Genomic DNA, 24,125 nt, shown 5'->3' with positions numbered 1-24,125 from the left:
CATTACCACACATCAAGCCCTTCGGTGAAAGACAGCTGTTTCACATCCAACAGCGCACCCTCAGGGCTAATCTCTTCTATGTGCACCGCTTCGTAGGTCTCCCATTCGATACGATAGCTCTCATTGCCATCTGCATATTGCACACGCCCCATGAAGGAAACATCTTTTTCTTCGTGATTAGCTTCGTAGTACAACCGGACCGGGCGTGGCAAACCAGAAGGATAAAGGCGGATATGAGTTTCTTCCCATTCGCCTTCAGAGGAGAAAAACGCTTTGGCCAGGCGGTCGCGCGCATCGAGAAAGGTAGCCACAAAATCTTCTTCCTCAACCCCCCAGGTTACAGCGGCCTCCGGCACGTCAATATACTGACGGCTGAATGCGTCTTTAACCTTAGGAGGCACAGCATCTCCCGCTATAAAGAGCGAACAACTGAGCAGAAAGCTAAAAAGAATCACCATAGATTGAGTTGGCTTTGTTGCACCAATGACATTAATTACGCTAGAGGGTGACAAATGTTTTGCATTTGCTGAAAAAAAATCAGTAAGAAAGTACGGTTTCCAGCAGGCAGGAATAAAGACCTTTTCTCTTTTTCTGTTGTTTGCTTGGTTTAGAGCGTGTTGGTCATCCACCTGAAACCTGATTTCATGAACTACAGCTTCCCCATCCTGCAGCAGTCGATCCTGTTATCCGGCCTGATACTGGCTTTGAGCGCTCTGCCATCCATCCTGCCGGCACAGTATGCCACTGTTGACCGGTACGCCCGTCAGGCACCAGACAGCCTAAGCCAAAACCTCCCGGCTCTGGCGGCCTACCTTTCTGCCCCTGCTCAAAGCGAAACAGAGACCGCCCGGGCGATCTACACCTGGGTCACCGGCTATTTGCAATACGACCATCAGGCGGAGCGGCAAGATAAGCGCATCAATCAGAACCTGCGCGACATCCTCATCAGGCGGAAAGGCTTGTGCATGGATTATGCCTTGCTGTACCAGGCCATTTGCCGATATGCCGGGCTGCAATGCGAAAAAATTGATGGCTACGCCGCGCCCCGGCTTATGGAAGGCCGGCAAATGCCCGAAAAAGCAGACCATTCCTGGAACGCCGTCCGGATCAATGGGCAATGGCAGCTGCTGGACGCCACCTGGAATGAAGTGCAGGACGAAGCTCATCTGCTTTACGGCACCTCTTATTTTTTTACGCCTCCGGAGGTGTTCGTCCTCACCCACCTTCCGGAACAGCCGATGTGGCAACTCCTCCCCTGCCCGGTTTCCACGGAGGCTTTCGCCGGATCCCACACCCTGCTTTACCAGCAAGCTGCGCAGCAAGACTCCTGTTGGTCACCTACCGATTCGATTGCCGCAACGCTGCGCCTGCCACCCGCCGACCGCCGTGTGGCAATGGCCCGGCAGAGCCATCACTTCCATCCCACCCCTTACACCCAACGGCAGTGGTCCGCCGCCCTGTTTGACCGTGCGGTGGCACTGGACGAACAGACAGAGAGCCTCCCCTACCCCGACAGCGCGGGCAGCATCGTTCAGCTCAGGCAGCAAGCACTTGCGGATTGCCAGCAGGCCCTGCCGCTTACCGAACCTCAAAACTGGCAGCGCGAGCTCTACGCTCAGCTTCTGATGAATCAGGCAATTGCCCGCTACCAACTGCCCGGCGGCCACCCGTTGTCCAACGATGCAGACGCCACCGTTGATTTGCTGCAGACTGCCCGCGAACAACTCCTCCTCCTCCCGGAAAACGGCTATTTCCGCAAGTACGCCATGCGGCAGTGCACGCAGCTCTTGGAGCAGCTATCCGATAGGGACTGACCCGGCGGATTCCTGATATTTTTCCTAAATTGAGCAGCAAAAACATGCCCATCCAAGACCAATTTCAACTGAATGGCAAAACGGCCATCATCACCGGTGCCAGCAAAGGCATTGGGGAAGCTATCGCCCATGCCCTGCACGAAGCAGGTGCCAACGTCGTCGTCTCCAGCCGCAAACAGGAAGCCGTGGACCAGGTAGCCCAGGCGCTGGGGGAACGAAGCCTGCCCGTTGCCGCCAATGCCGGTAAGCCCGACGAACTCCAAACCCTGATCGACCGTACCCTTGAGGCGTTTGGCGGTATCGACATCATCGTCAATAACGCTGCTGCCAATCCGGTATTCGGACCGGTAGAAAACACGGAGGCCTGGGCGTACGACAAGATTATGGACGTCAACGTCAAAGGCCCGTTCGAGCTTTGCCGGCTGGCACTACCGCACCTCAAAGCAGGCGGGGGCTCTATCATCAACATCAGTAGTGTGGGAGGCTTGCGGCCGGAGCATCAACTGGGCATCTATAGCGTTAGCAAAGCCGCTCTGATTTCCCTGACGAAGGTGATGGCCCGGGAATGGGGGCCACAGGGCGTACGTGCCAATGTGATCTGCCCCGGACTGATCAAGACCAAGTTCAGCGAAGCGCTGTGGAGCAACGAGAAAATCCTGAAATATACCCTGGCACAACTGCCTTTGCCCCGGGTGGGCACCGTAGAAGAAGTGGCCGGGCTGGCGCTGTTTCTGGCTGCGCCGGCAAGCGGCTATTGCACCGGTGGCGTGTATACGGCTGATGGAGGATATACCGTCTAACTCCGCCGATTCACCTCCGCAATCACCTTGCGTACCCGGTCAAGCTGCACGGGGTAGTCCAGAATATTCTGAAACAGGTACTGCTTTTTGAGGTCCGGGTAGGGCTTCAGTACTTCTGCGATCAGCTCATCGGTGACGATTTGGGGCATGCCTGTTTTCATGTCAATCAGAATGCCTACGATTTTTCCAGAGGGGATGCCTGCATCCACAAAAGTGGATTTCATGGGGAAGTGGACCCGGTCGATTAAGAAGAGGTAGCGCCCCTTTTCGAGTACACGGGTATAGTAGTCTGCACCTCCCGGATAGGCATTACCTCTGATGAATAATTCATTGCCTTCCTGCAAAGCATAGAAGTTATAGCGTTCACTTTGTTCGCGGTTACGCAAACGGTAGCGTTCCAGCCGGCCAATCACCTGCACCCGCTTCAGTTTTCCCGGGAACGTATTCATACGGCCTTGCCTGAGATCCAGGAAGTTACTGATGGTTTGCAGCCCGCGGCCAGACCAGGCATCAGCAAGGCTTTCCTCCTCTATTTCCCGAAAGTCACTGTTCTCCCAGCGTTCCTGATAGCGCTGCAGGCAATGGAAGAAAGCGTCTTCCATACGCGGAGAATGCCCTTTGGCTACCGTGAGCTGATCGCCGGAAAGGGTCACGGTAATATTCTGAGTAGGCTTGCCCGGGGCTTCAAACAACAAATCCAACCGGATAAAGCCCTCGCCATCGTCCAGCTCGCGGCGCAGATCCTCCCAGAGGTACAACTGCCTGATGTGCAGCACCACAGGCTCGGCTTCAGCATCGTGCATCAGCCAGCCATTCATGCGGGACTTGAGGTTGGAAAAAAAATCAGACTCTGCAATAAGCGGCCGCTTGATATCACAGTCCAAACCGCGGTTGACAATTCCCAGGTTAGCGGTAAAGTTGCGCTCATCCCGGATTTCAGCGATGTAGAAACCGCTCTCCATGATTTTATCAATGCGCTGAGCGGCGCCGATAACGCGGAATTGCACCTGCGCCTGCGGCACAGCGTACCCCGCCAGCAACAACAAAAGCGTGAGTAATCGTTTAGGCTTCATAAGTAGTCCTTTCAGATATCCATGGAATTGCCAACGAAAGACCAATGGCATCCGGTAATTTACGAAATAATCTACTTACAAATAGATACTCAGCGGCACTTGTTCAGCCTAATGTCCGGTATCTAACGGTGGAGTTAAGATTTAGCAATCGCAGCAGCAAAACCTTCGGCATCAAGCGTATTCAAACACTCAGCTGCTGATAAGCCGCCTTTCCGCCCCGCCAGTACCCCGTAACGGATATCGTGCATACCGCTGGTGCTGTGGGCATCGGGGTTGATGCTGAGCATAATGCCTTTTTCCAGTGCGTAAGGCACCCAGGTCCAGTCCAGGTCCAGCCGGTAGGGATGGGCATTAATTTCCACGCTTACGCCATTGGCCGCGCAGGCATCGAGGACTTTTTGGTGGTCGATGGGATAGCCGGGGCGGGATAGCAGCAGCCGTCCGGTGGGATGGCCCAACATCGTGGTGTAGGGGTTTTCAATGGCCGTGATGAGACGCTTTGTGGCTTTGTCTTCGTCCATGCGCAGGTTGCTGTGCACGGAGGCAATGATGAAATCGAAGGCTTTAAGCACCTCCTCCTCATAATCCAGGGAGCCATCGTTGAGGATATCACTTTCGATGCCTTTAAAAATGCGGAAGGGCGCTAATTCCTGATTCAGGGCATCCACTTCTTCCATCTGCTCGAAAACACGTTCCGGCTTCAGCCCGTTGGCATAAAAGGCGGACTTGGAATGATCGGTCAGCCCCAGGTAAGCAAAGCCCTGTGCTTTGGCGTACTCCGCCATTTCGCGAAGGGTATTCGCGCCATCGCTGTAGGTAGTGTGGGCATGCACAATACCTTTGATGTCTGCTTCGGTGATCAGGTCCGGCAGATTGTTGTTGTGGGCGAGGTCCACCGCCCAGGCTTGTTCGCGCAGCTCTGGCTCAATGTAGGGCAGTTTCAGGATGTTGAATACGGCCGGTTCTTCGGCTTCGCTGCCCCACGCTTCGGCCGGCACCTGCTCCGTTACCGCTTCCAGGAAGGCATCGCTTGCGGTCAATTCGAATAACCGGCTGCCGAAAGATTCGGGATCGCAGGTGTATATTTTGACGGGCACTTCCGCTTCTGTGGTGGTTTGGGCTGCACCGGTAGCCTTGAGACCCTTGAGCAGGTCTTTGTCCACCAAGGTTTCTGCCGCATCCGGCTGACCTACCAGAATTTCGATTTCGTCAATGACCACTGCCTTTCGGCGAATCGCACCACAAAAGTCTACGGGCACTTCAGGCAAGACTGTTTTTATCGCATCCAGCAAATTCTGAGCTTCGGCTTCTATGGCGGCGTAATGGTAGCGGTTCCTGGACTTCTGGTAATATTCCAGCTTTTTGCGCAGTTCTTCCTGCGTCTTGGCCCCGAAGCCTTTGAGTTCTACCAGGCGGTTTTCATTGACCGCGTAGAGGAGCTCGCCTACGGACTCCACGCCCAGGCCTTCCCAGACGGTCATGATTTTCTTGGGGCCGAAACCTTTGATGTTGAGCATCTCCTGAATGCCCGCCGGTGTCTTGTCCCGGTACTTCTCCAGCGTCGCCATCTGCCCCGCCTCCAGCAGCTCCTGAATCTTACCGCTGATGGCTTTACCGACCCCCTTGATGCTACTGATTTCCTCAGCGCTCAATTCAGCGAGGGGTTGCTCATAGGCGCGCAGGTTGCGGTAGGCGCTCTGGTAAGAACGGATTTTAAAGGGGTTTTCCCCGTGCAGTTCCATCAATTGGCCGAGCTGCCGGAAATGCTGTGCGATCTCTTTATTGGTCATTGAACCTCTTTTTAAAACTCCACTTCCATTTCCAGGGTTTCTTCCCCTCGCTTCACCTTCACCGTGGTCTTATCGCCTTTTTCATATTGGCCCAGGCCTTCCATGTAGCCATAAATATCCTTCACTTCGGTATCACCAATTTTAAGGATGACATCGCCTTTCTTCAGCCCGGCATTATCAGCCGTACGGCCCTCCATCACACCATCGATGCGCATGCCCTTGCCCTGAAAGACATAGTCCGGCATCACGCCGAGCGTAACCTTATATTCAGCAGCACGGCGGCCCTCCTGCTCATCCTTGGTTTTGGAGAAAGGCAATTTGCCTTCGTCGTCCAGTTCATCAATCAATGCGAGGATGTAGTCGGTAGTGAGCAAAAGGCCTTTATAATTCACCAGTTCGGCATCATCTTCCGGCTTGTGGTAGTCTTCGTGCTGCCCGGTGAAGAAATGCAGCACGGGTATATCCTCCAGGTAGAAGGAAGTGTGGTCGCTCGGCCCAATACCCGATTCGGAAGTAACGGTTGAAATGCCCCCAAAGGATAGCTCAGACAGCAGCCCGCCCCAGGCAGCGGAAGTCCCCGCACCATTGACCGAAAGCGTCTTTTCTTCATTCAACCGCCCAACCATGTCCAGGTTAAGCATGTAGTTGACCTTTTTCAAATTGACTGTAGGGTTCTGAACGTAGTACTTCGACCCAAACAGCCCCATTTCTTCGCCCGAGAAAGCGATGAAGAGGTAGTTATTATTAGTGGCTTTGCCTTCAGAGAGCGCTTCTGCTAATCGGAAAAGCCCCGCCACGCCGCTTGCGTTATCATCTGCCCCGTTGTGGATGGCCGGATCCCCCGTATGACGGGAGCCCATGATACCGTGCCCAAGGTGGTCGTAGTGGGCACCGATGACCACGGTCTGCTCCGCTCCGTTGTCAAGGTATCCGATGACATTCCGGGCAGTACGCTCTTCAGCCTCCTTGGCGTGCGGGTGCGCTTTGTACTGCACTTCAAAATCCTGATACCACTCTCCACCGTAGCCTTTGGGCTGCAGCCCGATCTCTGCGAAACGGTACGCAATGTAATCGGCGGCCATGCGCTCGCCCTTTTTGCCAGTCTCGCGCCCTTGCAGCAGGTCTGAGGCCAGATAGACCACATCCACTTGCAGTTGCAGCGCAGGATCGTGCTGTGCTATTGAAAATTTGGGCGAAAGCCCCAAAACAAGCGCTACAGCAAAAGCGCACCATGTCCGTGAAGTACCTCTATTCATTGGTTTATGTGATTTTTGTTTGATTAACACCCCAGGCGCCTCATCGGCTGTCACCCGGATGTCAGGAAATCATTGTTATTGGAAAACAGGGCTTCCACATCTACGCTTTGCCCCTGAGCGATGCGGCTGCGATCGTTGCGCACCACCTCAACACAGGCAGTTGACGGATCGTGCTCAAAAAACAGGTAGTGCCCGCGATCGACACCGTCTTCCAGTATACGCCCTTTTTCACGCATGGTATCGAGGGGGCGCAAGTCATAGCTCATCACGTAAGGCATCCCGATATGAAAAGACGAAGGGATGACATCCGCACAGTATACCAGGGTGTGGTCGCCCTGATAGAAAATAGGCACCATCATAGCCTCTGTATGCCCGTAGACGAAGCGGATATTGATGCCCGGCAACCACTCAAGGTCGTCTTTCTGCACATCAATGAATTTGAGCACTCCGGCATTTTTGAGCGGCACGAAATTTTCCTGCAGGAACGAAGCCCGCTCTCGCGGATTGGGGTAATACGCCCAATTGTAATGCACTTCATTTGACCAATAGGTGGCCTCTGGAAAAGTGGGGACGAGCTTGCCATCGGTATCGTACTTTACGGCTCCCCCCACGTGGTCGAAGTGCAGGTGGGTCAGCAGTACATCTGTGATCGACTCCGGTTCGAAACCCGCCTGCCGGAGGCTGCCCAGCAGTGTAGCTTCTCCGTGGGGCTCAAAGTGGGAGCGAAACTTTTCGTCTTGCTTATCGCCAATACCAGTGTCGATCAGAATGCGGTGCTCCCCGTGCTCGATGAGCAGGCAGCGCATCGACCAGGTGCACAGGTTGTGCTCGTCCGGTTGTGTCTTCCTTTGCCAGACGGTCTTAGGCACCACGCCGAACATAGCGCCACCATCTAACTTGAAGTATCCGGTTTCGATGATGTGAATTTTCATGATGCAGTATTGTGGGTTCTAGGAAAAGCCGATACGGGGCTGCGCAGCCTTCAGGGAGACTTTCAGTGCCGCCATGCGGATAGCCGTGACGGCTGCTTCCACGCCTTTGTTGCCGTGTTTGCCGCCCGCACGGTCGCGGGCCTGCTCCTCCGTGTTAGGTGTCAGCACACCAAAAATAAAAGGCTTGCCATACACCATGCTCAGATTGGTGAGCCCACTGGCTACCGCCTGATTGATGTATTCGTTGTGGGACGTTTCGCCCTTAATCACGCAACCCAGGCAGATGACTGCATCGAGCTTGTGCTTATCGATCATCATTTTGGCACCAGCAGGGAGCTCAAAGGAGCCCGGCACCTGAGCAGTGTGGATATTGGCTTCCTTTGCGCCATGCTTGACCAAAGTATCGTAACAGCCTTCGTAAAGGGCGTGGGTAATCTCGGGGTTCCAGTCAGCAACGACGATGCCAAAGGTAAATTCTTCTGCCGAAGGCAGCTGTCCCTCATCGTAGGAGGAAAGGTTTTTTAATGCGCTTGCCATAGGTATTATCAATTAGAAAAGGTAAGGCTCTCAACAAAGAAGAACCTTACCTTTCCAATACAAGTTTAAAAAAAGCGGGCATTTATCCCTGTGAAGCGCGGACGATATACTTTTCGATATCGCGGCTCACCGGAGAAGAAGGGTATTCTTCCTTGATACGCTCGTAGGAAGCCTTGGCATCTGCCATGTTCCCGTTGCGTTCGTGCAGCATGCCGATTTTCTTAAGGTAGTAAGGGGTCAGCACTTCGTTGTCGCCGGCACTGATCGCTTTTTTGTACTGCTTCATAGCAGCATCAAAATCGCCCAGTTCTGACTGTGCGTCACCCAGCGCACCGTGCTTCATGACCGGCGTTACTTCACCCGCCGGGCTGTAATCCTTGAGGTAGTCGAGTGCAGCCTCGTACTTGCCCAGGTGCAGGTAAGCCACACCAGCGTAGTACTTCGCCATGTTGGCCGCATCCGTGCCTCCATAGTTATCGATTACGTCCAGGAGGCCCATATAGCCGCCGCCCGGGTTGGTCAGGGCCAGTGCAAAGGAGTCCTGCTCAAAGCGCTGCTGCGCGCGGAACATCTGCTCCACCGCCTCCTGCTGCTTTGGCTTCTGGTAAAAATTCTTATAAGCCAGGAAGCCGCCCACAAGGAGGACTAAAGCCACCAGGCCACCAAAGATATAATTCTGATTGGCGTCCATGAAGCCCTGCGCCTGATCGCGCACCTCCACAATATCCACCAACGTCTCGTCCGATTGCTTCTGATTTCTTTTTCTTCTTGCCATTATAACTTACAGTTTTTGAAAAGCTGGGCAAAAATAAGGTAAAGTTTGATAGCGGCAAATTAATTTCCTTAATTTCACCCAACGTAATACAACCCGTTGGCATGGCTTATACTTATGAGTACCCGCGGCCGGCCCTGACCGTGGACTGTGTGATTTTCGGACTGGATGAGAGCCATCAGCTGAAAGTGCTGCTGATACAGCGCAAGAACGACCCGTTTGCCGGGCGCTGGGCCCTGCCGGGCGGCTTTGTGGATATGGATGAGAGCCTCGAGGCGGCTGCCCTCCGGGAGCTGGAAGAAGAAACTGGCGTCCGGGATGTATTCATTGAGCAGCTTTTTACCTTTGGTGCGCCGGAGCGCGACCCCCGGGGCCGGGTGGTCAGCGTGGCTTACTACGCGCTGGTCAACCTGAGCGAGCACCCCGTTGAGGCCGCATCTGATGCCCGCAGCGTGGAATGGTTTGCAGTAGACGAGCTGCCGCCTCTGGCATTTGACCACGATAAGATCCTGCAGGCTGCTATCGCACGGCTGCGGGCCAAGGTACGTTATCAGCCAATTGGCTTCGAGCTGCTGCCCGAGCAGTTTACCCTTTCTCAGCTACAACAATTGTATGAGACGGTACTGGGCGTGGACGAGCTCAACAAGCGCAACTTCCGCACCCGCATTCTCAAAATGGGCGTGCTGCGCGAGGTGGGCAAACAGGAAAACGTGGCCCACCGCCCCGCCAAATTGTATAGCTTTGACAAGGAAGCCTACGAGCAACTCTTCCGGGAGCGGTACGACGACCTGCTGCGCCGGGGAGTAGACTTCGAAATATAAATTGATTCAGCCGAACTGCCTGCTATGCCTGCCGCACGTTTCTTCACCGGTACTTCTACCATGATTTTGCTCAGCAGCCTTTTGCTTTTGCCAGGTTGCAAGGAGGACCCGCCACCTGCGGAAAAGCCCGCTCAGGATTCGACGGCAACCTTGCCCGGCCGGGCGGAGGACTTTGATAAAGCAGAACAGCCCTGGGGCTTTATCGGCCGCAACGGGCGGTTTCGAATCCCACCCCGCTTCGACGAAGTACGGACTTTTTCAGAAGGGCTGGCGGCGGTGCGCCTGGGCGGATACTGGGGCTATATTGATCCGGAAGGGCGAATGGCCATTGAGCCGCAGTTTCAGGCTGCATTCCCTTTTCGGGAAGGGCTGGCACGGGTGCTGACCTACCCCGACAGCAAAATGGGCTTCATCAACCGGAGTGGCGAATGGGTCATCGATCCGGCCTACGATCAGCTAAATGACTTTGAAGCAGGGCGGGCTAGAGTACGCGTTGGGGCACAATATGGTTATCTTGATGATCATGGTGCCCTCATCATTGAACCGGCCTTTGAGCGGGCTTCTGATTTTCAGAATGGCACGGCCGCAGTGAGGTCGGGAGGCAAATATGGCCTTATTGACACCCTTGGGCAATGGATAATACCCGCCGCTTACGCGAAAACGGACCCCATGTCAAACCGGCGTATCCGGGCACGGCAGGAGGGGTATTATGGTTTTCTGCGCCCGGATGGCAGCATAGCTGTCCCCTTTGAATGGCTGGACGCCCGGGACTTTTCGAATGACCGGGCGGTAGTCAGCCGGGATAGCCTGTACCAACTCATTGGCCCAAACGGGCAGCTCATCACGGGCAACGCTTACCAGCAACTCTGGTACGTGGGTGAAAACTTCTGGGCCTTTGAGCAGGAAGGGCGTTACGGCTTCATCGACCAGAACGGCGAGGAGATCGTACCGGCACAGTTTGACCAGCTGATGTCCTTTAGCGAAGGGCTCATCCCCTACCGGATGGGGCGGCGCTGGGGGTACCTGCATCAGGACGGGCGGGTCATTACCCCTCCTGAGTTCTTTCTGGCCTGGGGCTTTGCAGAAGGGCTGGCACGGGTGGCTACCCGCAACGGCATGGCCTTCATCGACACGACCGGAGCGATTGCGATCCCCACCAACTTTCAGGATGTCAGGGATTTCTCCGAGGGGCTGGCACCGGGACGATAATTTTGACAGTAAAAAACAAAACCAAAGATATGATTAGCATTATTATGGGATCAGACTCCGACTTGCCCGTCATGCGTCAGGCCGCCGATGTACTAAAGGAACTGGACATCCCCTTTGAGGTCACCATCGTTTCGGCTCACCGGACGCCAGAGCGGATGTTTGAGTTTGCCAAACAGGCCCACGGCAGAGGCATCAAAGCCATTATTGCCGGAGCTGGCGGGGCTGCTCACTTGCCCGGTATGGTCGCTTCCCTGTCACCACTGCCCGTGATTGGCGTACCGGTGAAATCCTCCAACTCTATCGACGGCTGGGACTCGGTCCTGTCCATCCTCCAAATGCCCAATGGCGTGCCGGTGGCCACAGTGGCCCTCAATGCCGCTAAGAATGCGGGCATCCTCGCCGCTCAGATCATCGGAGCGCAGGATGAGGCGGTGCTGGGCCGAATCCTTGCCTACAAGCAGGACCTGGCGGAAGGGGTCAAGGTGAAGTATACCCGCCTTGAAGCGGAAGGGTATGAGGATTACCGGAAATGAGTTGGGCTGGAATGAGGGTTTGTTCTTTGGAGGGTGGTGGCGATTGTGGGGTTGCGGCCGGACTAGATATTCGGACATCAATTCCACAATCGCTTCATGAAGCGGCACTGAAAAGTGTAGCCTGGCAAAGCCAAGCATTATGATTTCTGCCTTGCCAGCCTAAAAAAGCTTTGTCCTATCCTTACAAATCTTAAGCTGTTAGACTGTAAAAGTTGAAGGCAGCACGGAAAAGTGGATTAGGTTTGCAAAATCTTGCGTAAATTCCTGCTGACAGCTTAACAGAGCAATCAATGCGCACCTTCACTACCTTCATACTATTTGCCTGCCTGACTCTAATTGGGTTTGCATTGCTGCCTTTACTATCGGTACAATTGCTGCCCTCAGGCCAGCAATCGCAAATGAGTGTTGAGTACAGTTGGCCGGGTGCCTCACCAAAAGTGCTGGAAGGAGAAGTGACCAGTGTTTTGGAAGGCGCATTTGGTTTGGTAAGAGGCGTTGAGAACCTGTACTCCATTTCCCGAAAGGGCACAGCCAGTATCACTCTGGACCTAAAGCCTGGAGTGGACATAGATGGCCTCAGATTTGAAATCGCCTCCAAAATCAGGCAAATTTATCCATCCTTACCAGCTGGTGTCAGTTACCCGCAAATCAATACGCACAATGCCGAACAGAACCCCTTGGACCGGCCGGTGCTGCTCTACTCGCTGAGCGGGGCAGACAGTCCGGAAGCCCTGTTCCGGTTCGCGTCTGACAAGCTCAAACCACGCTTGTCGCTCATAGATGGCGTAGAGGAAATACAAGTGAAAGGCGGTAACGCCTCAGCTTGGAAAATCACTTTGAACGAAACGTTATTGTTGCAACTGGGGCTGGGGAAGGCTGATGTTTTAAAAGCTTTTCAAACTGCATTCGAACGGCAAAGCCTTGGCCAAATATTCGGAGCGCTGCATTCAGGATGGGTGGTGCTTGACAATACTCCGGAATGGATGGAGCAACAAACTATAGCGGAGCAAAAGGCAGTACTCTCAGGGCTTCCAATCCTAAACGTTTCAGGGCAGATCATCCGCCTGGGGGAACTGGCGCAACTACAGTGGGAAGCGCTCCCGCCCACTCAATTTTACCGGGTCAATGGACAAAACAGCATTCGGCTGGCTTTTTATGCCCAAAGCGGGGTCAATCAGTTGCAGCTTGTGCCCCGTGTCAGGGAAGCGCTATCTGAACAAGTTTCAGGCTTTCCGCCCACCTATCAACTTATCGCAGACTATGATGCTACCGCCTACCTGAAGTTGGAATTAGAGAAAATTGCACAACGCTCCCTGCTTTCATTGGGTGTACTGCTGCTGCTGATGACGCTCACCTATCGCAACTGGCGCTCCCCGCTTATTGTACTCCTCAGCCTGATGGTTAACCTGGGCATTGCCTTCATTTTTTATTATTTCCTGAGCATTGAAATCCATTTGTACGCACTGGCTGGCATTACGGTTTCCTTTGGCATGGTTATCGACAACGCTATTGTGATGATGCACCACTGGAAAAATCAGGGCAACCGAAAGGTCTTCCCGGCTATTTTAGCCAGCACCCTTACCACCCTTTCCGCGCTGTTTATTGTCTGGTTCCTTCCGGAAAACTGGCAGGCTGATCTCATGAGTTTCGCAAAGGTCATTGGCATCAACCTTTTGGTCTCCACTGTGGTGGCAGCATGGCTGATCCCTGCTCTTATGGAACGGTTTTACCCAAGGCCCACTGTGAGTTCCAAAGCAGTCTTCTCCTTTGGGCCCCGCAGAAAAATCGTGCGTTTGTATGCCGCCTACGCAGCGCTGCTGACGCTGCTGCTGAGGCACAAAAAACTGCTCATTGGGCTGATTGTCCTTTGTTTTGGGCTGCCCGTTTTTTTGCTGCCCAACCGGATCCCCGGCAAAGACTGGTACAATGAAACCCTTGGCGATAAATGGTATGTGGAAAACATGAAGCCCCATGTAAACAAATGGCTGGGCGGTACGCTGAGGCTCTTCAGCCTGTATGTGTATGAAGGCTCAGGCTTCAGGGATGCCGGCCAAACGGTGCTGTATATCCATGCCGATTTGCCTAATGGCGCGGCGTTGGAGCAAATGAATGAAGTAATTCAGAGGATGGAAGCCTATCTGAGCCAGTTTCCGCAGGAGATCCAAAAGTACGTAGCCCAAATTGATAACGGCCAGCACGCCGCAATAGAAGTCTACTTCAACCGCGCTTACGAACACAACTTCCCGGTCCAGCTAAAATCCAGGGTAACGGCTTTTAGTTTCAATATGGGAGGCGTGACCTGGAATATCTTTGGTGTAGGCAGAGGGTTTAGCAACGACCGTGCAGCCTCACCTCCTACTTTCCGGGTTTCTATGTATGGGTACCAAAAGGCTGAATTAGAGAAACAAGCCCGGAATTTTGCCGATAAGCTATTGCTAAATTCCCGCATTCAGGAAGTGAATACATCAGCCAACTACTCCCGGTCTGAAAAAGATTTGTACGCCTTGTATGTGGAGCTGGACCGCCGCAAAATGGTGCAGCAAGGTTTGACAATACCTATGGTTCAGCGTACCCTCGCGCAAGCTGGCCAAAACCGAAGCCCTGATTTCTACCTCCCTGGTTTGATCCCGGTGCGGTTGGTATCGGATCTGCTGCCAGCAAAGGACCGCTGGCACCTGGAGCATGTCCCTCAGCCTGCCGATAGCCTGCTTGTTGCCTTTTCTGATTTCGCCCGGCTGGAAAGGCGGCAAGTGCCTGCCTCTATACGCAAGGAAAATCAACAGTACGTTCAATCCATTACGTTTGAGTACCTGGGCTCTGCCCGTTTTGGCAGTAAATTCCTCAATGAAAAAATCGAAGAGATGAGAAAGGAATTGCTCCTGGGCTACTCCATAGAGAGGCGGCGATTCGGATGGAACAGCAACCTTGGGGAACAATCTGCCCTCCTTGGGCTGGTCATCGTGCTCATTTTCTTTGTTTGTGCCCTCACCTTTGAATCTTTAAGGCAGGCCCTGGCCATCATTTTAATTATCCCCACCTCTTTTATCGGTATTTTTCTGACATTCTACTGGTTCAAATTCCCGTTCGATCAGGGTGGGTACACCTCTTTTTTACTGACGAGCGGACTTGTCGTAAACGGTTTGATTTTTTTGATCAACGATTTCAACGGCTTTCGCAAAAAATATCCGAGTAGCCCCCCCTTGAGGCCTTACCTAAAGGCACTGCAGCACAAAATCGCCCCCATTTTGCTTACTATTTTCTCCACCTCTTTGGGGTTGACCCCCTTTCTGATCCACGGGCAGCAGGAAGTATTCTGGTTTTCGCTGGCGATCGGTGCCATAGGCGGTCTATTATTTTCGGTGATGGTATTGCTCTTTTTCACACCTTTGTTTGTGCTGCGGCGTTGAGCATTGGGTTTAAGAAACCGATCAATCAAATACTGCCCAAAGCATTTTTCAACCGAACTTAAATATACAATCCGAGGCATTAGTGCAGATGCCGTTTTTCCTGCCAATTTCCCAGCACACTATACAGCAACGGTATTACATAAAGACTGGCCAGGGTACCCACAATAAGCCCACCGATAACAGATACGGCTAGTGGCCGCTGCAGCTCAGCGCCCAGCCCTCCTGAAAACAGGATAGGGGTGAGTGCCAGGATGCTCGTCAGGGAAGTCATCAGTATGGGTCTCAGCCTACGAACCCCAGCCTGATGAATAGCTTCCCGGATGGGCAGTCGATTTGACAGATGGTTCATAATATCGACTTTCAGAATGGCATCGTTGACCACAATACCGCTCATGACGATCATGCCAATCACGGAGACCAGGTTTAAGCTTTGCCCCAGCATATACAACGACAAAACCGCTCCTGCCAGGCCGAAGGGCACCGTAAGCAAGACAATAAGCGGCTGTAGCAAGGACTCAAATTGCGCTGCCAAAATCAGGTACAGCAAAAGAAGGGAGATACCAAATACCATCAGTAATTCTGCTATGAGCGCCTGATTGGCAAAAGCCTGCCCGGAATAGGAGACCGCTAAATTGGTGTTTTTGGGGAAATTGCTTTTTAGCCCTTCAAAGGATTGCCCGGCTGAAAGGAACAAGGGGACGGTTACCATTTCCCCCGATTTCTGGGCAGTTATTTTTTTATAATCCATGTGTTTATGCATGCGGACAAACAAGCTCAGGGGGAACGGCTGGCCAGACTGGTTTTGCACAAACACAGCGTCAAAGTTGGCTTGAAAAGCCGTATCTGCTGCTGATAAGCGGATCGGGATTTGGCGCTCATCGCCTTTCAATACCCCGATCTGATTGGCGCTAAAGGCCGATTGCAATTTAGCGTACAGCGCCTGATAGCCTACATCATAAGCCAAGACCTGATCACGGAGTATCTCTACGATCAATTCTTCCTTTTGCGGCGGCATGGATGCCTGAAGGCCGTTTGCCCGGAGCCAGCTGATCACCGGAATTAGCTCCTCAGGGGAGGGCGTACCGAGCGCAGCATTGGACTGCAAATGCAGGAGATAAGGCGCCTCCTCCTGTCCGAAAATCTCATCAAATAAATTGTCAATTAATTTGATGTCTACTTTTGCTCCGGGGTATTCGTTTTCTATAAATTTGGCAACGGCTCCTCTGGCGGTATTGTCGCCTCGATCAATGGCCCCAAAGAAAAAAGCCTGGGCTTCATTGGAGTTCAGTTGCTGTATACTTAGTAAAAACTGTTGGTCGCCAACAAAAATGCCTGAGCTTGGGAAGCGCTCCTGGAAATGTTGCCAGCATGCGGTCATCCGGGCTTGGTTTTCGGTGTAGCGAATGGGCTCGTTCCAGTCAATATTGATTTCCAGGCCGGCCCGTGTGATTTCAGGAAAAGATGCCCGCGGAAGCCGGTCTGACACCAGAAGGCCTGCGGCGGCAAAAAGGGTAAAAGAAGCGCCAAAAACTATCCGGTGGTGCAGCACAGTATCTACCGTTTGAGTAAACAGCTGGTTTCCTCCGTTGGGTACAGGTCGTGCCTGAGCGCTAAATGACGAGAGTGCAGTTTTTTTCCAGGATTGATTTAGGATGGTGGGCAGCAGGATGTAAGCAATTAGCAGAGAACTGCCAAGGGCCAGGACTATTGAAATAGCCTGGTCATAAAAAAGCACCCCGGCCATGCCGCTCAGGAAAATCAATGGCACGAAAACCGAGCAAGTGGTCAGTGCAGAGCTAATCAGCGGCCGGATCACTTCATTGGCCCCCTGCACGGCTGCATCAATTCTGGAAAAGCCCTGCTCTCTAAATTGTCTTATGTTTTCTATGACGATGATGGAGTTGTCTACCATCAGCCCCAGGCCAAGTATCAGGCCTGAGAGGGAAATGATATTGATGGACAAACCTGCGAGGAAAAACCCTAACAAGGTAACAGTCAGGGCTGCAGGTATGGCTACGCCAATCAATAGTGGAGACTGCCACTGACGAAAGAACAGGAACAAGACCAGGAACGCCCCGATGCCGCCGTAGAGCAAACTGCTTCGAAGGCTGTCGATTGATACTTCAAGGAGGGCAGACTGATCATTGGAGATATAAAAATCGAGTTCCGGATACTCCTGCTGCAGCTCCTCCAGCAAACGGGCGAAAGCGGTTTTCAGCTCCAATATTTGGGCTTCGGATTGTTTGCGTATGGCAAAAACAATGCCCTGCCGCCCGTTGTGGAGATAACGGCCCACATCATTTTGCGGACTTACTTTGATGTCTACAATTTCTTTCAGGGCCAACACCTGATCATCGTGCTTGAAGTATATTTCTGCCAAATCTTCGGGAGACTGCAATTGGGAAGAAAACTCCACGTTGTATTGATAATGCCCGTCTTGCAACAGCACACTGCCCAGGTCATAGTTGTTTTGCTGCAACAGCCGTTCAATGTCCGTTTCCTGAAGCCCCAGACTCGAGAGCATATCTGGCTTGGGCACTAGTATGATCTCAGCTTCCACCCATCCGCTTAAGTCGACAAAAGCGACCGGCGGCAGTTGTTCCATACGGCGCTTTAGGGTAGTCTTCGCCCATTCGGAAAGCGCTATAAAATCAGGCTTGACACCTCCGTTTTCACGAGGCACTACACTGACATAGAAAATCGGGATATCCCCAGCATTGGCTTTGATGACTTTGGGCCGTTGCAGATCGCGGGGCAGGCGCGACATGACCTGATCTATCTTCTCATTGACCTCTATAAAGCTCAGATGGGTATTGGTGCCAAACTCAAACGCCAGCTGAATGGTAGCCGCTCCATCCTGTGATTCACTTTTGATGTCCTTAAGGTGGTTGGTTTGAAGCAGTTGATTGCGCAGAGGCCTGGTGATGGTACTTTCGATCGTCCGGGCAGCAACATTAGGGTATTCCACCTGCACGGTAATTTCGGGTATATCCGTATCCGGAAGCAGGGAAACGGGAAGCCGGGCTGCCATGATGATACCGATAATAAAAAGCCCCAGGAAAGAGAGAAAAACTCCGACGGGGCGTTGTACCAAAAATTGAAGCATCCTTTTCGTTTATCCCTTTTACCTCATCCAGGCTTATTCAATATCTGCCAGCACCACCTCTGCATCATGGTCAAGGTTCAGGTTCCCTTCTGTTATGACCAGCTCTCCGGGCTGCAGGCCCTCTGTGATGGCAACCTCTGACTCATTCTCATAGGCGAAGCTTACATACTTCCACTTAGCACGCTTTTCGGCTTCGTCATATACAAACACCACTTCTCTCCCAGAGCGCAAGACCAATGCTGACTTTGGCACCACCAGCTGGCCGGGTATGCGCTTTTCAATGACCACGTTCATTTTCATCCCTTCCCACAGTATATCTGCGTGGGTTTGTATATCCCGAGCGGATATTTTGGCTTGAATGCGGACTAAACCACTGCTGCTAACCACCGGGTTGATCCGTGAAATTTGCGCCTTCAACTGTAGGCCAGGATTGGCAACAGGGCTCAAGCTTACCCCCTGCCCGATAGAAATATCCATCGCATCCCTTTCCAGAAGTTGAAAGGCGGCCACAAAGCTTTCCGGATCTATCAAACGGCAAATCGTAGTCTGACCAGTGAGTTGCTTAAAAGGTTTTACTGCCACGTCAGCTACGATACCGTCGAAAGGAGCTCTGATGACCATCTGGGACCATTTGTACTTCAATTTTTTGATGGTATGCCGGGCATTGCTTAGCCCACTGCGGATCAGAATGTTATCAAGGGTTTCGGCATTGACCGAGGTATCTACCCCCCAGGTGCCGCCCTGCATTACCAATTGATCATCTTTGTTGTAAACGGCTTCTTTCAGCTGCAGGTTAGCTTTTTCCAGTTCCAGCACCAAAGCCGTGGAATCCAACACCGCCAATGCCGCTCCTTTTTTAAACCGTTGCCCTTCCCGGGCGAACAACTCCTGAAGGCTGCCGGAGACTTGGGCCTGGATATCTGCCTGCCGGGTTGCCGTCAATGTTCCACTGGAAAAAACCTGGATAGCGAAATCTTTGCGCACTACGGATACCGTGCGTACAACTGCTCCCGCTACCGGTTCGCGAGTGATAGAAGCAGGCATAGTAGTGCCATCTGACTCCGAAGAATTACCGGAGGAAGGCGCGCATTGGCACAGCATGAACCCTACTGCAAGAAAAACGAACCATTTTTTGATCACACAAAATCGGTTTCATGTAAGAAAAACGCGGTAGAAAAGCGCTGAACTGAGCTTCACCTAATTCATTGCGCTACACTCAAGTAAGTAAATATAAGAAAATCAATCACATTGCGTACGGAATACTCTGAATGCAGTGGCCTGCTCAGGCACGTTCGTAGCGTAACACATTAGCCCGTGTTTTGAAGGCAAAGCCCCTATTGGAAAATGATACGGAGGTAACTCAAAATCAGTCAGCACATTAAATTGCTCGTCCATCACGGTAAAATAAGAAGCCTTTTTTGGAGCTTCAGTTGGATGGGTATTGATTACCGCCCGGTAATATTGACGTCGCTCCGGGATGTATTTCAACTCCCGGTATTCCGGGTTGTTTGTAACATGGTGAATCTGTTCATCACCAGCTCCTGTACTGCCATAGTAGGCTTCCGCTTCCTCAGGTGCATAGGCAGATGGGGATTCTTTGACCGCTGTTCTTCCGGACGCTATATCGTAAACATATATTTTGCTGCTCGTTTTAAAGTTGTAAACAATCTTGTCTTCCAGAAAAAGAAAGTTTGGGGTGCTCAGTAAGCCAAAGCTCTTTTCCCGGAAAATATCCGGGTAATGAATATCCAGTTTTTCGAACTTCAAAGTATTGATATTCAGTCTACCGCAAAGGCTGTTCTCGCGGGCATAATGCTCAGGTATGGTGTTTTGATCATACCGGTAATACCTCAAGGGAAAATAGAGGAAATTTGTGTTGCGGTCAAAATACACGGGTCTTCCTCTTTTCTGACTTACATCATGGAGATACTCTGAAAAGTCAATCCCATTGATCTTAGATCGTTCTGAGTTCACCTCAATCACCTGTTTAAAGTCTCCTTCCATATCGATGAGGAATATTTTGAAGTCAGTGAAAATAAATACTGAATCTTTATTGATATAGTAGAAGCCTCTGACTTTGGCAATTTTCTCAGGCCCTTCTTTCTTTAGCCGAACAAAATCACTCATTGCTTTTTGTTCCAGGTCAATCACGTCAATACCATGCATGACATCATTATAGGCTACCATTTTTTCACGCCCATCTTGTTTGATCAATTGGGTCGCCTTATAGGAATTAATCATTTCACTGCTCATCGGTATTTTTACCAATTGGGTGGAGTCAATTGTGCAGGTGTTTGTTTTTACTCCGGAAGCGTCTGGAGCACAAGCGCTGAGCAAAATTAGTAGCAGCAGGCTTAAAAATATACAACAGCAGTTTTTCATCTATTCATCATTATTTTCAAGGCCAATCTTAAAATTAGCTCCATAAGAATATGAAGATTGAACCTTTGGCATTGCGCTCAGGAACAAGTGAGTTTCAAGTGCCTGTACAGCTTAATATCCTCGTCATCATTCAGCACTGGTAGCAATACGCCTTGTTCTGTAAAAATCTTATTCTTAGATGAGGTGGTACCGTTCGGTAAGATCATTTCCTGTAAAATTTTAAAATCTGTGGAAAGAATTGTCACGGACATCTTTTTAGGACGCTCCTTCCCAATAGCAGAATCATCGGGGATCAGTAAGCTCCTGTAATATTCATTGCGATAAGGATTGAAAGTAACCACTCCGTAGTCGGGGTTATTCCTCACATGATTCAATAAAGCTTCCACGTCTCTCGATACAGCCCCCCTAACTAGAAAAGGCTCCGCATCGTCGGCAAGCTGGCTTGGGCACTTGTGCGTTATAACCTTTTGGGCCTTCAAATCATAAACATAGATATCTGAATCGACTTTGAAGTTGTACACGATTTTGTCTTCGGTATAGGAAATATTAGGCCGGTTGAGTAATCCGTACGATTGTTCCCTGAATTTATCCGGGTATTTAAGGTCAAGTATCGTTACGGAGTCGTTTGAAATGTTCCACTTTGCCAAAATGGGCACTTCATAGTGGTCTGGAATGGTAAATTGGTCATATCGGCTAGCCTTGCAAGGGATGTACAATGACTTTTCTTTGGGAGAATAATGAATGCCCGTCCCATTCTTTTTGTGAGCATACAAAAATACACTTGAAAAATCGATACCCTTCAAAGGGCTTGACGACTGATTAATGGGGATTTTGCGGATGATCGCCCCTTCGGCATCAATAATAAAAAGATGGTATGCACAAGCTACAAAAATAGTATCAGCGTTATGGAAGTGAACATCCTTTACATTGTCGATACCTTTTGGCCCTTCATGCAACAATTGTAGCCGCTTGGTGAGCGGCGAATTACTATTGGACAAATCTACCCAGTCAATGGAATGAATAATAGGGGTATAAGCAATAAACTGGCTTGGTTCAAGCTGCTGGGTAATTCCGTAAATCGGTGCGATGGCGGGAGTGTTTATCTGCAGGATACTTGTTGTATCTACTGCACAATCTACTATATCTAAGTACTCCTGCCCACTGTCATTAGTGCACATAGAGCATAAACACAACAAGGAAAATAGCCCTAAATATCTGCTGTACAACTTGGTCCTGATTTATCGGTTATCGTATGATCGTAGCCCATTATACCTGGCGTTTATGGATAGTATTCGCTGTCTTTTTGGGTGCCCTGAAGCTGCCAAGGTTGCAACTTCAGGGCTTATAAAGCTAAGGAAAACAGGAATAAAAGCGCATAAACCCCACGCATAATGGGCTGTAGATGATTAATAATCGCAGTGGCAAACTTGTTCTGTACACTCCCCACCTGCCTCGTCGCAATTGTATGTCGTCCATCCACCTACCTCACAATACGTTAATTCCCATGTATCCTGAGAGCGTATTGGGACTTTAGTAACCGGTCTGCTTATACTTCGTCCCGGAAACTGCGGGACGGGCTATCTAGCTAAGGCTAAGTGTATGTTTGGAGGTGCACTTCGGCTGATAACCAAAGCCTTGTGAATCCCGGTCATACCGGGACGTCATGGAAAAATACTTATTTGACCCCGCAATTCTGCGGGGCAGGCTCCGCCAAACGCGCATTTTTCCATTTAGCCATAACCACACCTCTTTGATTATCAACTCTCGTTTGCTCTAAACATACACTAAACTCCGGTTTTCGCGCCTCGTCTAACCAAAAAATGGTTAGTTTTCGACTAGAAGACAAAAGTCCCAACACGCTCTTAAAAAACCTGGTGCAATTAATCAAAATGAACGGAGCGCCCGAACGGCACAGCATGCTGCAAGCAACACAAATACTGCAAAAAATCCAATTCCCGTTTTATTATGTGCTTTTATATTTGAGCGATGATCAAATTTACCCCCCCCACCGCGATATTTCCAAATTTTTGGGCTTCTTTTTCAAAAAAAACATTGTAGGTAGTACGAAGCTTGGTGATTCAGGGACGCGGGTTACAATGGGTTTGCTGTGACCGTGCAGCAAATTGCCTTCAGTCCGGTAGCGGCTTTTGGAGCCTTCCCCCGATTGCTATCGAAGTCATAATCGCCGCCTGAGTGTGTAGCGCACAGCCTGGCACTTTCCCCTTTCTGTACACTACTGTTTCACAAACCTTGCCCGTCCAGTAGACCCATCTTCAAAAATAATGGCGACGACATATATCCCCTTTGAAAGTCCCCGCACAGCTATTGACTGCCTGCCCTGTAGCACAGTCTCCGCAATATGCCGTCCATCCAGGCTGAAGAGGGTTACCCGATCTACCGTGTGGTTGCCATTATTTGAAAAATAGATCTTATCGGTTGCAGGATTGGGATAAACGGTACTGCGGTGCTCTTCGGAAGCCGTCAACTCCTCTGTGCCTGTCAGGATAGCATCACAGCTTTCCCCCTGCCCGGACCGGGAGTACAGCCCGATATTACTGCTCTCGAAGCATTGCAGCCCTCCGGTGGCTCCGGCAAGATATACCACTTCCCAGGGCAATACGTAATGGTTCAATGGGCCAATCCCCTCTACGATCGTGTCCTGTTCCGTATAGGTCATGTCAAAATAATCGAATTGGTATTCAACGTGCATCCATGGCAAGCTGGCCGCATTGATTTCTATATGTCCGGTATCGATTACAGTAGTGGACATGCTTTCTTCCCCGGCTGCGTCGTAATCTGTGGTAGTCCGCCAGGTATCGCCAGGCGCGGCACCGAATTGAATTAAGGTATCGAATATACTGAGCGCTTCGTTCCATAGGTAAAGGGTAGCGTCAGACTCCCGGAAAATCAAGGAAGTGCCTGTGGTCACATCCAATTCACCCATCCAGCCGTACTGGTGATAAGTCCTTTTGAAAACGGCTCCTGTTTCAGCACCGTTGAGCAGCGTATCGCCAGCGTATTCCATCTGGACATACCCGGAAGACAACTGGGACGATAAACCATGATACCACCGTGCATCTTCATTTATCCAGTTTTGGGCATTTAGCTCACTGATTAGAAGAAGAACGGATAGGGTAAGAAAGAGTACTTTTATTTTTGTTCTGTCTCGCATGAAGGAGTGTTTTAGGAATATTGCATCAATAGTTTTTCAAATGTAAATACGCTGCGCCAGCGGGCTCGGGGCTCCTGTCGGGCTCCGGTTTTTACCGGGATCCGGTAGGTTTGCCAAGATAAAGCTGGGGCAGAGCTCTTAGCATGGGTCCTGGATTAAGCTCTACACCAGCAAGGCTTTGAAGCGCTCGGGCAGCTCAACCTTGCTTAGCAGATTGCATTTGCCCGGCAAAAGTACCCCCGGCGAAAGTAGTGCGCCGGGGGATGCTTCACCGCACCACCACCCGCTCCGCTGCCAAAACCTGCCCGTCCGCCACATAGCGGAGGACGTAGGCACCGGCAGGCAGGCCCCGAACCGGCAGTATGCTGGTCACCTCATCAATGCGGCCGGCGGGGTGCGACTGCAAGATGCGCCCCTGCAGGTCCAGCAATTGCAGGACAGCGCCCCGGCGGTGGGCAATGCCTGCATCCCGGAGCAGCACATAGAGGTACTCCTGTGCCGGGTTGGGATAGAGGTGGAGC

General features: G+C 51.4%; 19 protein-coding genes. 6 read left to right on the top strand and 13 right to left on the bottom strand.

From position 1 onward, the window contains the following. Positions 1-2: 2 nt before the first annotated feature. Positions 3-458 carry a hypothetical protein gene (locus RIC19_RS10495; RefSeq protein WP_350178269.1) on the bottom strand — a complete coding sequence of 152 codons (456 nt, stop codon included), beginning with the start codon at positions 456-458 and terminating at the stop codon, positions 3-5. A 186-nt stretch (positions 459-644) separates the two neighbouring features. On the opposite strand from RIC19_RS10495, the gene RIC19_RS10490 reads away from it, so the two are divergent. Beyond that, complete coding sequence (locus RIC19_RS10490) at positions 645-1,814, top strand: transglutaminase domain-containing protein (protein WP_350178268.1); 1,170 nt, start codon at positions 645-647, stop codon at positions 1,812-1,814. Between the two features lie 44 nt (positions 1,815-1,858). Further along, positions 1,859-2,614, top strand: a complete 756-nt coding sequence (locus tag RIC19_RS10485) for an SDR family NAD(P)-dependent oxidoreductase (protein WP_350178267.1) — start codon at positions 1,859-1,861, stop codon at positions 2,612-2,614. On the opposite strand, the gene RIC19_RS10480 is transcribed toward RIC19_RS10485, so the two are convergent. From RIC19_RS10480 to RIC19_RS10455, 6 genes are all read right to left on the bottom strand, one after another. Then, positions 2,611-3,687, bottom strand: coding sequence for a DUF6563 family protein (locus RIC19_RS10480; RefSeq protein ID WP_350178266.1), 1,077 nt, complete (start codon positions 3,685-3,687; stop codon positions 2,611-2,613). The genes RIC19_RS10485 and RIC19_RS10480 overlap by 4 nt on opposite strands. Positions 3,688-3,821: 134 nt before the next feature. Beyond that, positions 3,822-5,477: a DNA polymerase/3'-5' exonuclease PolX gene (locus tag RIC19_RS10475; protein WP_350178265.1), complete on the bottom strand. Its 1,656-nt coding sequence runs from the start codon at positions 5,475-5,477 to the stop codon at positions 3,822-3,824. Between the two features lie 11 nt (positions 5,478-5,488). Next, positions 5,489-6,733 (bottom strand): M28 family peptidase, encoded by a 1,245-nt coding sequence (locus RIC19_RS10470; RefSeq protein WP_350178264.1) that lies wholly within the window; start codon positions 6,731-6,733, stop codon positions 5,489-5,491. A 50-nt stretch (positions 6,734-6,783) separates the two neighbouring features. Next, positions 6,784-7,665 carry an MBL fold metallo-hydrolase gene (locus RIC19_RS10465; RefSeq protein WP_350178263.1) on the bottom strand — a complete coding sequence of 294 codons (882 nt, stop codon included), beginning with the start codon at positions 7,663-7,665 and terminating at the stop codon, positions 6,784-6,786. 18 nt (positions 7,666-7,683) lie between these two features. Then, positions 7,684-8,202 carry a 6,7-dimethyl-8-ribityllumazine synthase gene (gene ribH, locus RIC19_RS10460; protein ID WP_350178262.1) on the bottom strand — a complete coding sequence of 173 codons (519 nt, stop codon included), beginning with the start codon at positions 8,200-8,202 and terminating at the stop codon, positions 7,684-7,686. An 82-nt stretch (positions 8,203-8,284) separates the two neighbouring features. Then, on the bottom strand, positions 8,285-8,977 hold the full coding sequence (locus RIC19_RS10455) for a tetratricopeptide repeat protein (RefSeq protein ID WP_350178261.1): 693 nt from the start codon (positions 8,975-8,977) through the stop codon (positions 8,285-8,287). 101 nt (positions 8,978-9,078) lie between these two features. On the opposite strand from RIC19_RS10455, the gene RIC19_RS10450 reads away from it, so the two are divergent. The 4 genes from RIC19_RS10450 to RIC19_RS10435 all read left to right on the top strand — a co-directional run bounded on the left by RIC19_RS10450 (position 9,079) and on the right by RIC19_RS10435 (position 14,944). Continuing rightward, positions 9,079-9,795 (top strand): NUDIX hydrolase, encoded by a 717-nt coding sequence (locus RIC19_RS10450; RefSeq protein ID WP_350178260.1) that lies wholly within the window; start codon positions 9,079-9,081, stop codon positions 9,793-9,795. Positions 9,796-9,819: 24 nt separating this feature from the next. Further along, entirely contained in the window at positions 9,820-11,004 is a 1,185-nt protein-coding gene (locus RIC19_RS10445; protein ID WP_350178259.1) for a WG repeat-containing protein, read from the top strand. 29 nt (positions 11,005-11,033) lie between these two features. Next, complete coding sequence (purE, locus tag RIC19_RS10440) at positions 11,034-11,537, top strand: 5-(carboxyamino)imidazole ribonucleotide mutase (protein ID WP_350178258.1); 504 nt, start codon at positions 11,034-11,036, stop codon at positions 11,535-11,537. 290 nt (positions 11,538-11,827) lie between these two features. Continuing rightward, the gene (locus RIC19_RS10435) at positions 11,828-14,944 is read left to right on the top strand and encodes an efflux RND transporter permease subunit (RefSeq protein WP_350178257.1); all 3,117 of its coding nucleotides are present in this window, start codon (positions 11,828-11,830) and stop codon (positions 14,942-14,944) included. A gap of 79 nt (positions 14,945-15,023) precedes the next feature. Here the strand turns inward: RIC19_RS10435 and RIC19_RS10430 are convergent, their stop codons facing one another. The 6 genes from RIC19_RS10430 to RIC19_RS10405 form a co-directional block, all read right to left on the bottom strand. Next, positions 15,024-18,050 carry an efflux RND transporter permease subunit gene (locus tag RIC19_RS10430; protein WP_350178256.1) on the bottom strand — a complete coding sequence of 1,009 codons (3,027 nt, stop codon included), beginning with the start codon at positions 18,048-18,050 and terminating at the stop codon, positions 15,024-15,026. Between the two features lie 33 nt (positions 18,051-18,083). Beyond that, entirely contained in the window at positions 18,084-19,190 is a 1,107-nt protein-coding gene (locus RIC19_RS10425; protein ID WP_350178255.1) for an efflux RND transporter periplasmic adaptor subunit, read from the bottom strand. A gap of 99 nt (positions 19,191-19,289) precedes the next feature. Next, positions 19,290-20,432, bottom strand: coding sequence for a DUF4221 family protein (locus tag RIC19_RS10420; RefSeq protein ID WP_350178254.1), 1,143 nt, complete (start codon positions 20,430-20,432; stop codon positions 19,290-19,292). A gap of 77 nt (positions 20,433-20,509) precedes the next feature. After that, positions 20,510-21,658: a DUF4221 family protein gene (locus RIC19_RS10415; protein ID WP_350178253.1), complete on the bottom strand. Its 1,149-nt coding sequence runs from the start codon at positions 21,656-21,658 to the stop codon at positions 20,510-20,512. Positions 21,659-22,665: 1,007 nt separating this feature from the next. Then, complete coding sequence (locus RIC19_RS10410) at positions 22,666-23,604, bottom strand: T9SS type A sorting domain-containing protein (RefSeq protein ID WP_350178252.1); 939 nt, start codon at positions 23,602-23,604, stop codon at positions 22,666-22,668. A gap of 268 nt (positions 23,605-23,872) precedes the next feature. Continuing rightward, a partial coding sequence (locus RIC19_RS10405) for a T9SS type A sorting domain-containing protein (protein WP_350178251.1) occupies positions 23,873-24,125 on the bottom strand: 253 nt, incomplete at its 5' end.

It is taken from the genome of Phaeodactylibacter sp. (assembly GCF_040219495.1).
Lineage (GTDB): Bacteria > Bacteroidota > Bacteroidia > Chitinophagales > Saprospiraceae > Phaeodactylibacter.
The sequence above is the reverse complement of the archived record's forward strand: the minus strand, read 5'-3'. Positions and strand labels throughout refer to the sequence as shown.

Coding starts and splice junctions, on each gene's coding strand:
- RIC19_RS10495 (WP_350178269.1), bottom strand. CDS start 458: ATGGTGATTCTTTTTAGCTTTCTGCTCAGTTGTTCGCTCTTTATAGCG.
- RIC19_RS10490 (WP_350178268.1), top strand. CDS start 645: ATGAACTACAGCTTCCCCATCCTGCAGCAGTCGATCCTGTTATCCGGC.
- RIC19_RS10485 (WP_350178267.1), top strand. CDS start 1,859: ATGCCCATCCAAGACCAATTTCAACTGAATGGCAAAACGGCCATCATC.
- RIC19_RS10480 (WP_350178266.1), bottom strand. CDS start 3,687: ATGAAGCCTAAACGATTACTCACGCTTTTGTTGTTGCTGGCGGGGTAC.
- RIC19_RS10475 (WP_350178265.1), bottom strand. CDS start 5,477: ATGACCAATAAAGAGATCGCACAGCATTTCCGGCAGCTCGGCCAATTG.
- RIC19_RS10470 (WP_350178264.1), bottom strand. CDS start 6,733: ATGAATAGAGGTACTTCACGGACATGGTGCGCTTTTGCTGTAGCGCTT.
- RIC19_RS10465 (WP_350178263.1), bottom strand. CDS start 7,665: ATGAAAATTCACATCATCGAAACCGGATACTTCAAGTTAGATGGTGGC.
- ribH (WP_350178262.1), bottom strand. CDS start 8,202: ATGGCAAGCGCATTAAAAAACCTTTCCTCCTACGATGAGGGACAGCTG.
- RIC19_RS10455 (WP_350178261.1), bottom strand. CDS start 8,977: ATGGCAAGAAGAAAAAGAAATCAGAAGCAATCGGACGAGACGTTGGTG.
- RIC19_RS10450 (WP_350178260.1), top strand. CDS start 9,079: ATGGCTTATACTTATGAGTACCCGCGGCCGGCCCTGACCGTGGACTGT.
- RIC19_RS10445 (WP_350178259.1), top strand. CDS start 9,820: ATGCCTGCCGCACGTTTCTTCACCGGTACTTCTACCATGATTTTGCTC.
- purE (WP_350178258.1), top strand. CDS start 11,034: ATGATTAGCATTATTATGGGATCAGACTCCGACTTGCCCGTCATGCGT.
- RIC19_RS10435 (WP_350178257.1), top strand. CDS start 11,828: ATGCGCACCTTCACTACCTTCATACTATTTGCCTGCCTGACTCTAATT.
- RIC19_RS10430 (WP_350178256.1), bottom strand. CDS start 18,050: ATGCTTCAATTTTTGGTACAACGCCCCGTCGGAGTTTTTCTCTCTTTC.
- RIC19_RS10420 (WP_350178254.1), bottom strand. CDS start 20,432: ATGAAAAACTGCTGTTGTATATTTTTAAGCCTGCTGCTACTAATTTTG.
- RIC19_RS10410 (WP_350178252.1), bottom strand. CDS start 23,604: ATGCGAGACAGAACAAAAATAAAAGTACTCTTTCTTACCCTATCCGTT.